General features: G+C 72.3%; 13 protein-coding genes and 1 riboswitch. Of the genes, 3 read left to right on the top strand and 10 right to left on the bottom strand.

The features are described from left to right. Window positions 1-43: 43 nt before the first annotated feature. Together ACYF6T_RS24055 and ACYF6T_RS24050 are read left to right on the top strand one after the other, a co-directional pair. Window positions 44-664, top strand: a complete 621-nt coding sequence (locus ACYF6T_RS24055; protein ID WP_461698937.1) for a uridine kinase family protein — start codon at window positions 44-46, stop codon at window positions 662-664. 426 nt (window positions 665-1090) lie between these two features. Then, window positions 1091-2950, top strand: a complete 1860-nt coding sequence (locus ACYF6T_RS24050; RefSeq protein ID WP_461698888.1) for an AAA family ATPase — start codon at window positions 1091-1093, stop codon at window positions 2948-2950. Between the two features lie 52 nt (window positions 2951-3002). On the opposite strand, the gene ACYF6T_RS24045 is transcribed toward ACYF6T_RS24050, so the two are convergent. From ACYF6T_RS24045 to ACYF6T_RS24005, 9 genes are all read right to left on the bottom strand, one after another. Then, on the bottom strand, window positions 3003-4073 hold the full coding sequence (locus ACYF6T_RS24045; RefSeq protein ID WP_461698887.1) for a hemolysin family protein: 1071 nt from the start codon (window positions 4071-4073) through the stop codon (window positions 3003-3005). Continuing rightward, the gene (locus tag ACYF6T_RS24040; RefSeq protein WP_461698886.1) at window positions 4070-5395 is read right to left on the bottom strand and encodes a hemolysin family protein; all 1326 of its coding nucleotides are present in this window, start codon (window positions 5393-5395) and stop codon (window positions 4070-4072) included. Before ACYF6T_RS24040 ends, ACYF6T_RS24045 begins: the two co-directional genes overlap by 4 nt. Before the next feature lie 176 nt (window positions 5396-5571). Then, a complete protein-coding gene (locus ACYF6T_RS24035) occupies window positions 5572-6015 on the bottom strand; it encodes a PH domain-containing protein (RefSeq protein ID WP_461698885.1) in 444 nt (147 codons plus the stop codon). A gap of 13 nt (window positions 6016-6028) precedes the next feature. Continuing rightward, entirely contained in the window at window positions 6029-6877 is an 849-nt protein-coding gene (hisG, locus tag ACYF6T_RS24030; protein ID WP_461698884.1) for an ATP phosphoribosyltransferase, read from the bottom strand. A 45-nt stretch (window positions 6878-6922) separates the two neighbouring features. Next, the gene (locus ACYF6T_RS24025; protein WP_128789165.1) at window positions 6923-7195 is read right to left on the bottom strand and encodes a phosphoribosyl-ATP diphosphatase; all 273 of its coding nucleotides are present in this window, start codon (window positions 7193-7195) and stop codon (window positions 6923-6925) included. A 34-nt stretch (window positions 7196-7229) separates the two neighbouring features. Continuing rightward, window positions 7230-7715, bottom strand: a complete 486-nt coding sequence (ribH, locus tag ACYF6T_RS24020; RefSeq protein WP_461698883.1) for a 6,7-dimethyl-8-ribityllumazine synthase — start codon at window positions 7713-7715, stop codon at window positions 7230-7232. Window positions 7716-7741: 26 nt separating this feature from the next. Then, entirely contained in the window at window positions 7742-9085 is a 1344-nt protein-coding gene (locus ACYF6T_RS24015; protein WP_461698882.1) for a bifunctional 3,4-dihydroxy-2-butanone-4-phosphate synthase/GTP cyclohydrolase II, read from the bottom strand. After that, a complete protein-coding gene (gene pnuC, locus ACYF6T_RS24010) occupies window positions 9082-9732 on the bottom strand; it encodes a nicotinamide riboside transporter PnuC (RefSeq protein WP_461698881.1) in 651 nt (216 codons plus the stop codon). Before pnuC ends, ACYF6T_RS24015 begins: the two co-directional genes overlap by 4 nt. Beyond that, window positions 9729-10334, bottom strand: a complete 606-nt coding sequence (locus ACYF6T_RS24005) for a riboflavin synthase (RefSeq protein WP_461698880.1) — start codon at window positions 10332-10334, stop codon at window positions 9729-9731. The genes pnuC and ACYF6T_RS24005 overlap by 4 nt, the downstream gene beginning before the upstream one ends. 156 nt (window positions 10335-10490) lie before the next feature. After that, window positions 10491-10621, bottom strand: a riboswitch (FMN riboswitch). Between the two features lie 231 nt (window positions 10622-10852). On the opposite strand from ACYF6T_RS24005, the gene ACYF6T_RS24000 reads away from it, so the two are divergent. Continuing rightward, window positions 10853-11749, top strand: coding sequence for an RNA polymerase sigma-70 factor (locus ACYF6T_RS24000; RefSeq protein WP_461698879.1), 897 nt, complete (start codon window positions 10853-10855; stop codon window positions 11747-11749). A 12-nt stretch (window positions 11750-11761) separates the two neighbouring features. Here the strand turns inward: ACYF6T_RS24000 and ACYF6T_RS23995 are convergent, their stop codons facing one another. After that, window positions 11762-13186: an ROK family transcriptional regulator gene (locus ACYF6T_RS23995; protein WP_461698878.1), complete on the bottom strand. Its 1425-nt coding sequence runs from the start codon at window positions 13184-13186 to the stop codon at window positions 11762-11764. Between the last annotated feature and the right edge of the window lie 74 nt (window positions 13187-13260).

Raw genomic sequence — 13260 nt, 5'->3', positions numbered from 1 at the left:
ATGTCCCCGTCGAATACGCACACCCCCTCCCCGAGGAACGGCCATTCACGACCTCGCACGCCGGCTGCGCCGCCTGCCCCCGTCCTGCGGACCCGTCCGCCTGATCGGGGTCGACGGGCACGCCGGCTCCGGAAAGTCCACGTTCGCCGGACGGCTGGCCCGCGCGCTGGAGGACGCGCCGGTGCTGCACCTCGACGACATCGCCAGCCACGACGAGCCGTTCGCCTGGACCGGCCGGCTGCTGACCCAGGCGATCGCACCGCTCACCCGCGGCGAGACCGCCCACTACACCCCCTACGACTGGAGTGCCCGCCGCTTCACGGCACCCCGGCCGCTGCCGCCCGCCCCGGTGATCGTCGTCGAGGGCGTCGGCGCCGGCCGCCGGGCGCTCCGGCCGCATCTGGCCCGGCTGCTGTGGATGGAGCTGCCGGACGAGGCGGCGTGGGCGCGCGGGCGGTCGCGGGACGGGGAGGAACTGCGGGAGTTCTGGGACGGGTGGGTCGCGGCGGAGCGCCGGCACTTCGCCGAGGATCCGTCGAGACCGCACGCGGACTTGCTGGTACGGCAGTTGGAGAAGGGATACGAGGTGTTTCCGGGGCCTGTGCACACGGTTGGACCGGACCAGTCGCTCACGCACGGTGACGGACCGGCGGCTATGTGCTGAACTTGTGAAGATCGCCGCCGGGGAACTTCCCGGAGTGCCTCAACTCGGCTTGACCGGGGGGCCGTACAGGTCTTACGTTCTCAATGTGCGGTCGATCGAGGCCGCCCTGCAGACGCGAAGCCCCCGGTTGTTCCCCCGTGATCGGGGGCTTCGTTCTGCCCTCCCCCGCCTTTCCGGACGCTGCGCGGCACGATTCGCTCACCCTCGGTCACCGTCCCGGTCGGGTCTCATCCGCTCCCACCTCGCCAAACCGCCTGTGCGGCACCCTTCGGCGGGCGACACCCCCGCAGGTACGATGCCCTCGGTGCGACCTTCGTTCGGCTGCGCGCACCGCAACTCCGGTCCGCGGCACGGCGGTTCGATCAAGGCGGCCGACGGGTGACCACCCGGAGGCCAACCGACGGGGGCACGGTTGTGGGGGACGTGATGGACTTCGGCACGCGGGGCCCCGAGGCCCCGGCCGACCTCGCCTGGCTGCGAGGTGTGGACGCGTACACCATGGGGGCCTATCCGCAGGCGGAGGAGGAGTTCCGGGCCGCGGTGCGGATGGACCCCGGGATGGCCGACGGCTGGCTCGGGCTGCACGCGCTGCGCGTGGACACGACGACCGCGCTGCTGCGGATGTTCCGGCACCGGGACCGCTTCGGCGAGCAGCGCGCCCGGCACCGCCGCGCCCTCAACTCCTGGTACTGGCTGGGCTGGTGGGTGCAGCCGGTGCTGGAGACCCCCCGCGACCTGCTGCTCGCGCACGCCTCCCACTGGCTCGACGGCCGCCATGTCCCCGAGCTGGACCGGGCGTTGGCGGGGCTGCCGCCCGTGGACACCGACCACCAGGTCCGCTTCCTGCACGCCTGCCGCGCCTACCTGGTCAAGGACTGGGAACAGCTCGTACGCCACACCGACCCGCTGATCGACGATCCGCTGCTGGGCATCGAGGCGGGCCTGTTCGGCGGGATGGCCCGGGTGCGCCTGGAGATGTACGGCCAGGCCGAACCGCTGCTGTCCGCCGCGCTGATGCGCTGCCGCAGCGAACAGCCGCAGCGCAAGGAGCTGCGCTACTGGCTGGCGCGCGCCCACGAGGGCACCGGCCGGTCCGCCGCCGCGCTCCCCCTCTACCGGGCCGTGCACCGCGTCGACCCCGCCTTCATGGACACCTCGGCCCGGCTCGCGGCGATCGCCGAGGGCGACGGGTACGACGACTCCGCCGACCTCGCCGCGATCGCGCTGACCGGCGGCCAGGACGCGCTGGAGGGACCCGACACCCTCGATCCGCTGTTCGGCATGGAGGGCCGCGACCTGCGGCTGCCCGAGCCCGACCTGCCGCCGGTCGGCCCGATGCCCTCGGTGATCGACCCGGCGGTCCGCGAGAAGAGCGCGGTGACGTCACCCCTGCCGACGGGCCCCACCGACCCCGCGTTACTCGAGGAGGCGCTCGCCGAACTGGAGCGCATGGTCGGCCTGGAGCCGGTGAAGCGACAGGTGAAGGCGTTGTCGGCGCAGCTGAACATGGCGCGGCTGCGCGCCGGTCAGGGCCTGCCGGTCCAGCCGCCCAAACGGCACTTCGTGTTCTCCGGCCCCTCCGGCACCGGCAAGACCACGGTCGCCCGCATCCTCGGCCGCGTCTTCTACGCCCTCGGCCTGCTCGGCGGCGACCATCTGGTGGAGGCCCAGCGGGCCGACCTGGTCGGCGAGTACCTGGGCCAGACGGCCGTGAAGGCCAACGAGCTGATCGACTCCGCGATCGGCGGCGTGCTCTTCGTCGACGAGGCGTACTCGCTGTCCAACTCCGGTTACGGCAAGGGGGACGCGTACGGGGACGAGGCGTTGCAGGTGCTGCTGAAGCGGGCCGAGGACAACCGGGACCACCTGGTGGTGATCCTGGCCGGCTACCCGGAGGGCATGGACCGGCTCCTCGCCGCCAACCCCGGACTGTCCTCGCGCTTCACCACCCGGGTCGACTTCCCGTCCTACCGGCCGCTCGAACTCACCGCGATCGGCGAGGTGCTGGCCGCGGAGAACGGGGACGTGTGGGACGAGGAGGCCCTGGACGAACTGCGGTCCATCGCCGGGCACGTGGTGGACCAGGGGTGGATCGACGAGCTGGGCAACGGGCGGTTCCTGCGCACGTTGTACGAGAAGAGCTGCGCGTACCGGGACCTGCGGTTGTCGGCGTATCCCGGGGTGCTGTCGCGGGACGACCTGTCGACGTTGCGGCTGCCCGATCTGATGCAGGCGTACGGGGAAGTGCTGTCGGGACGGGGACCGCAGGACCCGTCGGCGCTGTGAGGACCGCGCGTCGACACGGCCCCGCGCCCCCGGGGGGCGCGGGGCCCCGGCGTCAGCTCGCCACCGTCTCCTTCGCCTCCGCCAGGCGGGGCTGCGGTGTCGTCTCCCGGTGTGCCGGGTCCGTCACCTCGCCCACCAGGAGTTCCAGGACGTCCTCCAGGGCGACCAGGCCCAGCACCCGGCCCGTGCCGTCCGCCACCTGGGCCAGGTGGGTCGCGGCGCGGCGCATGACCGTGAGCGCGTCGTCGAGGGGGAGGTCGGCGCGGAGGGTCGTCATCGGGCGCCACAGCTGCTGCGGCACCGCCCGGTCGGAGTCCTCCAGGTCGAGTACGTCCTTGACGTGCAGGTAGCCCATGAAGGCGCCGCCCTGCGCGGCGACCGGGAAGCGGGAGTAGCCGGTGCGGGCGGTGAGGTCGACGATCTCGCCCGGGGTGACCGAGGGACTGACCGTGATGAGCGACTCACGGCCCAGCAGGACGTCCGTCACCGGGCGGGAACCCAGCTCCAGGGCGTCCTCCAGGCGCTCCTGCTCCTCGGGGTCGAGGAGACCGGCCTGCCCGGAGTCCTCCACCAGCCGGTTGAGCTGCTCGCTGGTGAAGACGGCCTCCACCTCGTCCTTCGGCTCCACCCGGAACAGCCGCAGGATGCCCTGGGCGCAGGCGCCGAGGGCGACGGTGATGGGCTTGCACAGGCGGGCGAAGGCGACCAGGCCGGGGCTGAGCCACAGCGCGGCCTTCTCCGGGGCGGCCATCGCCAGGTTCTTCGGCACCATCTCGCCGATCACCAGGTGGAAGAAGACCACGGCGACGAGGGCGATCACATAGCCGAGGGGGTGGATCATGCCGTCCGGCAGGTGGATCCACTCGAAGACCGGCTCCAGCAGGTGCGCGACCGTCGGCTCGGCGACCGCGCCGAGGGTGAGGGAGCAGACCGTGATGCCGAACTGGGCCGCGGCCATCATCTGGGGCAGCCGTTCGAGGCCGTAGAGGACCTGGCGGGCGCGCGCGGTGCCGAGCGGTTCGATCTGGCTGCGGCGCACGGAGACCAGCGCGAACTCGGCGCCGACGAAGAAGCCGTTGGCGAGCACCAGCAGGCCGGCGAAGAGGAGTTGGAGCAGGCTCATCGGGCGACCTCCACGACCGGTCCGGTCCGCACCAGCCGCACGCGCTCGGCGCGGTAGTGCCCGACGCGGCGCACGGTCAGCCGCCAGCCGGGCAGTTCGGCCCTGTCGCCGACGGCCGGGATCCGGCCGAGCAGGTCGGCGACGAGCCCGGCGACGGTCTCGTACGGGCCCTCGGGCACGTCGAGGCCGATGCGCTGGAGGATGTCGACGCGGCAGCTGCCGTCGGCGTCCCAGGCGGGGCGGCCGTCCTCCGGCGGGGCGGCGGCGAGTTCGGGCAGGTCCTGCCCGTCGTGCTCGTCGCGGACCTCGCCGACGAGTTCCTCGACGATGTCCTCCAGGGTGACCACGCCGGCCGTGCCGCCGTACTCGTCGACGACGACCGCGATGGGCTGCTCGCTGCGCAGCCGGCCGAGCAGGGGCTGGACGGGCAGGGTCTCGGGGACGAGCAGCGCCGGACGGGCGATCTCGCCGACCGGGGTGCGCAGGCGTTCCGGCGCGGGGACCGCGAGGGCGTCCTTGAGGTGGACCATGCCGACGATCTCGTCGATCTTCTCCCGGTAGACGGGGAAGCGGGACAGCCCGGTGGCGCGGGTCAGGTTGACCACGTCCTCGGCGGTGGCCGACGACTGCAGGGCGCTGACCTTCACCCGCGGGGTCATCACGTGCTGCGCGGTCAGCTCGCCGAGGGACAGGGTGCGCACGAAGAGGTCGGCGGTGTCCTGTTCCAGGGCGCCGGCCTGCGCGGAGTGCCGGGCCAGGGAGACCAGCTCGCCCGGTGTGCGGGCGGAGGCCAGCTCCTCGGCGGGCTCCACGCCGAGGGCGCGGACCAGGCGGTTGGCGACGGCGTTCAGCGCGGCGATGACCGGGCGGAACAGGCGGGCGAAGGCGTGCTGCGGGCCGGCCACGAACCGGGCGACCTGCAGCGGCTTGGACACCGCCCAGTTCTTGGGCACGAGCTCGCCGATCACCATCTGCACGGCCGAGGCCAGCAGCATGCCGACGACGACCGCGATGCCGGAGACCGCGCCCTCGGGGACGCCGACCGCCCGGAACGGGCCGTGCAGCAGCCGGGCGAGGGCCGGTTCGGCGAGCATGCCGACGACGAGGGAGGTGATGGTGATGCCGAGCTGGGTGCCGGAGAGCTGGAAGGACAGCTCCCGCAGCGACTCGGCGACGGTACGGGCGCGTTTGTCGCCCTCGGCCGCGGCCTTCTCGACGTCCGTCGTCTCGACGGTGACCAGGCCGAACTCGGCGGCCACGAAGAAGCCGTTGGCGAGGATCAGCAGGAGGGCTGCTCCGAGGAGCAGTAGCGGGGTGGTCATGATGCCGCCGCCTCGCCATGGCGTGAGGGGGCGGCGCAGGTACTACAGGACGATCCGTCCATCGCTGGAGGGAGTCACTCCTCGGGTAGCAGGGGCAGCCGGTGTCCGGCGGGACCACCGGCGGCGGAGGCGCGACGTAAACGCCTCCGCCAACAGATTAATCAAGACAAGGGGCTCTACGGCAGATCCCTTGTCGAGCGGGCCTCGGCGAGCGCCCGCAGGGTGCGGGCGTCGGCGACGGCCCGCTCCCTGGCGATGCCGGGCTGGATGCCGAGCGCGGGCAGGCTGGTGCCGTCGCTGAGGTTGAGGAACACCCAGGGGTCGCCGGGACGCAGGTTCACATGGAGGATCTCGGCCCACTCCAGGTGCCGCCTGCTGGCGATGTTGACGACGGTGACGCCCGTCTCGTCGGCGACCACCTTGACCCGGGCGAGCAGTGCCAGCACACCGAAGAGGATCGCTCCGGTGAGGATGAAGCTGAGCCGCTCGCCGGTGCTGAGCTGCTCCAGGAGCAGCGCGATGGCGGTGATCACCGCGAAGATCGCGACGCCGCCGGTGAGCAGCACGGCCCGGGTGCGGCCCGGCCGGAAGGTGACGGGGAGCGGGGGCAGGTCGGACATCTCGTACGGTCCCTCAGAGACGGCAGGCGTGGATGGCCGTGGTCAGGATCGCCCGGGCGCCGATCTCGTACAGGTCGTCCATGATGCGCTGGGCCTCCTTGGTCGGCACCATGGCGCGGACGGCGACCCAGCCCTCGTTGTGCAGCGGGGAGATCGTCGGGGACTCCAGGCCCGGGGTCAGGGCGACGGCCCGCTCCAGCTGCTCGACGCGGCAGTCGTAGTCCATCATCACGTACGTCCGCGCCACCAGGACACCCTGGAGCCGGCGCAGGAACTGCTGCACCTTGGGCTCCTCGGCGTCCGCGCCGGTGCGGCGGACGACGACGGCCTCGGACTTCATGATCGGCTCGCCGAAGACCTCCAGGCCCGCGTTGCGCAGGCTGGTGCCGGTCTCGACGACGTCGGCGATGACCTCGGCGACGCCGAGTTCGATGGCGGTCTCGACGGCGCCGTCGAGGTGGACGACGGAGGCGTCGACGCCGTGCTCGGCGAGGTGGCCCTCGACGATGCCCTCGTAGGAGGTGGCGACGGTGCGGCCCTTGAGGTCCTCGACGCCGCTCGCCGTGCCGGGCTTGGCCGCGAAGCGGAAGGTGGAGCGGGCGAAGCCCAGCGCCAGGATCTCCTCGGCGTCGGCGCCGGAGTCGATCAGCAGGTCGCGGCCGGTGATGCCGATGTCGAGCCGGCCGGAGGAGACGTAGATGGCGATGTCGCGGGGGCGGAGGTAGAAGAACTCGACCTCGTTGGCCGGGTCGACGATCCGCAGTTCCTTGGACTCGCGGCGCTGCCGGTAGCCGGCCTCATGCAGCATCTCCGCCGCAGGGCCTGAGAGCGAACCCTTGTTGGGGACGGCGATGCGCAGCATGAGGTCGGCTTCCTTTGCTCTGAAGGGGGTGGTGCGGCGGGTGGTTCACAGGTGGGCGTAGACGTCGTCCAGGGAGATCCCGCGGGCGACCATCATCACCTGGACGTGGTACAGCAGCTGCGAGATCTCCTCGGCTGCCGCGTCCTTGCCCTCGTACTCGGCGGCCATCCAGACCTCGGCGGCCTCCTCGACGACCTTCTTGCCGATGGCATGGACGCCCTTGCCGACCAGTTCTGCGGTGCGGGAAGTGGCGGGGTCGCCGTGGGCGGCCTTGTGCTGGAGCTCGGTGAAGAGCTCCTCGAACGTCTTCTTGGACATGGTGGCGCCCACTCTACGCGGTGGGCCGCCCGCCCTAACGCCATGGTTCAGATACTGAACGCAGCGTGGCCGCGGTCGCCACCGCCGCCGTCACCGCCTCGTGCCCCTTGTCCTCGCTGGAGTCCGCGAGGCCGGCCCGGTCCAGGGCCTGCTCCTCCGTGTCGCATGTCAGCACGCCGAAGCCGACGGGGACGCCGGTGTCCACGGAGACCTGGGTCAGGCCCTGGGTGACGCCCTGGCACACGTAGTCGAAGTGGGGCGTGCCGCCGCGGATGACGACGCCGAGGGCGACGATCGCGTCGTAGCCGCGGCCCGCCAGCACCTTGGCGACGACCGGGAGTTCCCAGCTGCCGGGGACCCGCAAGAGGGTCGGCTCGTCGATGCCCAGGTCGTGCAGGGCGCGCAGGGCGCCGTCCACCAGTCCGTCCATCACCTTCTCGTGCCACTGCGCCGCGATGACGGCGACCCTGAGGTCGCCCACGTTGCGTACGGACAGCTCCGGTGCGCCCTTGCCGCTCACGTTCTGAAGTCTCCTCGGTGTGCTGGTTACTGGTTGCCGCAGGTGGTCGCCGCGCCGGCCGGGGTCGTCTCCAGCCAGGGCAGGTCGTGTCCCATCCGGTCCCGCTTGGTGCGCAGGTAGCGGAGGTTGTACTCGCCCGCCTGCACGGGCATCGGCTCGCGGCCGGTGACCTGGATGCCGTGCCGCAGCAGCGCGTCGGTCTTGTCGGGGTTGTTGGTCATCAGGCGCACGCTGCGCACGCCGAGGTCGGTCAGGATGCGGGCGCCGGCGCCGTAGTCGCGGGCGTCGGCGGGCAGACCGAGTTCGAGGTTGGCGTCGAGGGTGTCCCGGCCGCGTTCCTGGAGCTCGTAGGCGCGCAGCTTGGACAGCAGGCCGATGCCGCGCCCCTCGTGGCCGCGCAGGTAGACGACGACGCCCCGGCCCTCGGCCTGGATGCGTTCCAGGGCGGCGTCCAACTGGGGGCCGCAGTCGCAGCGCAGGGAGTGGAAGACGTCACCGGTCAGGCACTCGGAGTGGACGCGGACCAGGACGTCCTCGCCGTCGGCGAGGTCGCCGTGGACGAGGGCCACGTGCTCGACGCCGTCGACGGTGGAGCGGTAGCCGTACGCCGTGAACGTGCCGAGCCGGGTGGGCAGGTGGACCTCGGCCTCACGGCGGACGGCCGGCTCGGGCGCCGCGGCCGGCGCCGCCTGCGCGGGCGGGGCGGGGCGCTCGGCGGAGCGGCGGTAGGCGATCAGGTCCTCGATGGAGATGATCGTCAGGCCGTGCTTGCGGGCGAAGGGGATCAGCTCGGGCAGCCGCAGCATGCGGCCGTCCTCGCCGGCGATCTCCACGATCGCACCGGCCGGACGCAGACCCGCGAGGCGGGCGAGGTCGACGGCGGCCTCGGTGTGGCCGTTGCGGGTCAGTACCCCGCCGGGCCGGGCGCGCAGCGGGAAGATGTGGCCGGGGCGGACGAAGTCGGCCGGCTGGGCGTCGCCGCCCGCCAGGAGCCGGAGCGTGGTGGCGCGGTCGGCGGCGGAGATGCCGGTGGTGACGCCGTGCGCGGCGGAGGCGTCGACGGAGACCGTGAAGGCGGTCTTCATCGACTCGGTGTTGTCCTCGACCATCTGCGGCAGCTGGAGCCGGTCCAGTTCCTCGCCCTCCATGGGGGCGCAGATCAGGCCGCGGCACTCGCTCATCATGAACGCGACGATCTCGGGGGTGACCTTCTCCGCGGCGATGACGAGGTCGCCCTCGTTCTCGCGGTCCTCGTCGTCGACGACCACGATCGGCCGGCCGGCGGCGATGTCGGCGACGGCCTGCTCGACCGGGTCGAGCGAGAAGTCCTCGACGGTGTCCGTGCGGTACAGAACGGGTGCCGTGGTCATGCCGGCGCTCCTTCCAGAACGGGCTGCGGGGTCCGGCGGGAGCGCAGCCACCAGTCGCGCATGCCCCACAGGACGAGTGCGCCGTAGATGACGTAGACGAAGCCGGAGAAGGCGTAGCCGTTGGCGAAGTTGAGGGGGACGCCGACCAGGTCGACCAGGAGCCAGGCGATCCAGAACTCGACCATGCCGCGCGCCTGGGCGTACATCGCGACGACGGTGCCGACGAAGATGTAGGCGTCCGGCCAGGGGTCCCAGGACAGGGACGGGTAGGCCTTGAAGAGCAGGGCGACTGCGACCGTGCCGACCGCGGCGGCGGCGATCATCGCGCCGCGCTCGCGCCAGGTGGCGAACCGCGGGGCGATGTGACCGTCCCCGCCGTCTTCGGCCCGCCCCTTGTTGCGGTTCCACTGCCACCAGCCGTACAGCGCGACCACCATGACGACGACCTGCTTGCCGGCGCTGCCGGCGAGGTGGCCGTAGAAGGCGACGAAGAGGATCAGGCCGGAGAGGAACTGCACCGGCCAGGTCAGCAGCGAGCGCCGCCAGCCGAGGGCGAGGGTGATCAGGCCGAGGATGTTGCCGATCGTGTCGGACCAGATGATGTGCTGGTCGAACAGGACGAACGCCTCGGAGTTCAGCCAGTTCACTTGGCCGCCCCCTGACCGCTCGCGAGCAGCCGCTCGACGTACTTGGCGACGACGTCCACTTCCAGGTTGACCGGGTCGCCGGGCTGCTTGATGCCGAGCGTGGTCAGCGCGAGGGTGGTGGGGATGAGGCTGACGGTGAAGTAGTCGGGGCCGGCGTCGACGACGGTGAGGCTGATGCCGTCGACCGTGATGGAGCCCTTCTCGACGACGTAGCGCGAAAGGTCCGCGGGCAGCGAGATCTTGATGATCTCCCAGTTGTCGGAGGGCTTGCGCTCCAGCACCTCGCCGGTGCCGTCGACGTGCCCCTGCACGATGTGCCCGCCCAGGCGCGCGCCCACCGCGGTGGGGCGTTCGAGGTTGACGCGGGAGGCGACGGCGAGAGCGCCGAGGCTGGAGCGGTTGAGGGTCTCGGCCATGACGTCGGCGGTGAACTCGTCGCCCTCGTGGTCGACGACGGTGAGGCAGACGCCGTTGACGGCGATGGAGTCCCCGTGCTTCGCGCCCTCGGTGACGACGGGACCGCGGACCCGGAAACGACAGGAGTCGCCGAGGTCCTCGACGGCGGTGATCTCACCCAGCTCTTCGACGATTCCGGTGAACACTTCCCGGGTCCTCCTGCCTCTTTCGGGCACGGACTCCGGGGCCTGTCGATGACGACAGAACGTACGAGCGAGAACACCGGGGGCGACGCCGGACAGGACCCGCCCGTGGAGGGCGAAGCCACGTACGGCGGCGCGCACACACTGCGTGCCCGCTCGCCGCGCACTGCCTCCCATCCGGACTTTAACCGTCGGTCCAGGAATTTCACCTGGTCAACCGGCCGCTGGAAGCGGTCGGGTCGCGGACTGTAACCGCCGGTTCGGACTTTCACCGACCCCGGAGTGCGCTGCTTCTGGTACAGAGCCAGTGTGCCACGCCCGATCGACGCCCAGACGAGGGAACGGTGTGGGGTGGCTCACAGGGTGCGTCACTGGACTTCTCAACCCGCCCCGCATGCCGGAAGCTTTGGTCTAGTCCTTTACGGCTCCGCAGACCGGCCCGGCGGCGGTGACGACGGCCCTTGCCCGTCGCCGGGCCTCCAACTCTCCTCGCCGGCCCGCGTTCTGGCAGGGTGAGAGCCATGACCACCAGCATCTCGATCGCCGAGGAGTTCGAGAGCCACCGTCCGCGGCTGTTCGGTCTGGCCTATCGCCTGCTGGGCTCCGCGGACGAGGCCGAGGACGCGGTCCAGGACGCCTACCTGCGCTTCAGCGGGGCCGACCGCGGGGGGATCGACCATCCGGCGGCCTGGCTCGCCAAGGTCGTCACCAACCTCTGCCTCACCCGGCTGACCTCGGCGCGGGCGCGGCGCGAGCGGTATGTCGGGACCTGGCTGCCGGAGCCGGTGGTCACCTCGGACGGCACGCTGGGTCCGCTGGAGTCGGCGGAGCAGCGGGAGGCCGTCTCGCTGGCCATGCTGGTGCTGCTGGAGCGGCTGACTCCGGCCGAGCGGGCGGTGTACGTGCTGCGCGAGGCCTTCGGTTACGGCCACCGGGAGATCGCCGGCGTGCTGGAGCTGACCGAGTCCCACGTCCGTCAGCTGTACCGGCGGGCGGTGCGGCGGGTGGGCGAGGAGCGGTCGCGGTTCGAACCGGCGCCCGAGCGGCGGGACGAGCTGGTCGCGTCGTTCATGTCGGCGGCCCGGGGCGGCGATCTGACCGGCCTGGAGAAGCTGCTGGCCGAGGACGCGACCTGGTGGTCCGACGGCGGCGGCAAGGTCTCGGCGGCGCGGCGGCCGGTCGAGGGGCGCGAGAAGGTCGGCCGGCTGGCGATCGGGGCGTTCCAGCGCTGGGGAACGGATCTGCGGTTCGCCCCGGCCGAGGTCAACGGCGCGAGTGCGCTCGTGGCGTGGGCGGGCGACCTGCTCGTCGGGGTGCTGTCGTTCGACCTGCGCGACGGGCTGGTGACGGATGTCCGGGTCCTGGTGAACCCCGACAAGCTGGACTTCGTACGGCGTCAGCTCGCGCGGCCGGCGTAGCCGCGATCCGCGTCAGCGTCCCCGCGGGAACAGCTCGTCCTGGGCGCGGTCGCGGGCCGTGAGCAGGGCGCCCCGCAGGACCGCGGCGCCGCCCAGGGTGCTGGGGCGCACCTCCGTCGGCAGCGGGGACATACGGCGGATGCGGTCCTCGACGCGCCCGGCGAGCGCCTGCCCGCCGGCCTGACCGACCTCGCCCCCCAGCACCACGCACCCGGGGTCCAGGATCGCCACAACGGAGGCAACACCCACCGCGAGGCGCTCGGCGAGGTCATCGAGAAAACAGCCGGCACCGACACCGCCGAAACCGGACTCGACGGCGCCCGGGTCGCCCGCGCCCCCGTTGGCCCCGTCGACGTCGACCACGCCCATGCCGGCCACGCCCGCGCCGACCGCATGCCCGGCAACCCCACCCGCGTTAGCCGAGTTCCCGCCCACCCCACCCACGTCGACCCTGTCCGCGTTGTCAGCGCCCGCATTCACCCCGTTGACCTCGGCCACACCCCTGCCCACCCCACCCACGTTCGCCGCATCGCCGTCGGCCGCCGCCGTCTCCACCGCCTCCCGCACCAAACCCGCAGCCGCCGGTTCCTGTGGTCCGGTCTCGGGGGGTACCCCGTGCTTGGCCGCCAGGTCCACGATCGCCGCCGAACCCGCCAGTGAATGGAAGCCCCCGTCGCAGTCCGTCGCCGACGGCAGGCCGGGCGTGCCCGGTACCGGCAGGAAGCCGATCTCACCCGCACCCCCGGAGGCCCCGCGGCGCAGTGCGCCGTCGAGGACGACCGCCGCGCCCGTGCCGTGGCTGAGCCAGAGCAGGACGAAGGTGTCGCGGTCGCGGGCCGCGCCCTCGCGCTGTTCGGCCAGGGCCGCGAGGTTGGCCTCGTTGTCGACGCTGAAGCGGGCCTCGGGAAAGCGGTCCTGGAGGGCGGCGACCAGGCGGCGGTGCCATTCGGGCAGACCCGAGGAGTCGCGCAGTTCCCCGGTCGCCGGGTCGATCAGACCGGGCGCGCCGACGCCGACGGTGTGCAACCGGTCGGCCCCCGCCTCCTTCACCGCCCGCTCGACGAGCGCGACCGCCCGCTCCACCTCGGGTCCGGCCCCCGCGTCGATCGGCACGAACGCCTCGGCCAGCACCGCACCCACCAGGTCGGACACGATCACGGAGACGCCCTCGGTGCGCACGTCCAGCGCCGCCAGATGCGCGCGGTCGGCGACGATGCCGTACAGCTTCGCGTTCGGCCCCCGCCGCTGCTCGCCCGCCTCCCCGACCACCGTGATCAGTCCGGACGCGGTCAGGCGCTCCACGAGGTCGGCGACCGTGGGCCGGGACAACCCCGTGAGCTGCTTCAACTGCCCCGCGGTGAGCGGGCCTTCCTGCTGCAGCAGACGCAGGGCGAGCCGGTCGTTGATGGCCCGGGCGGTGCTCGGCGATGCAGGCATGCCGGGATCCTTCCAGATCGGCGGGGCCACGCCGGGCGGCACCCGCGAGACCGATAATCCCCTATTTATCAGGT

Source organism: Streptomyces sp. 7R007 (assembly GCF_054850255.1).
This window is presented reverse-complemented; position numbering and strand designations above follow the sequence as displayed.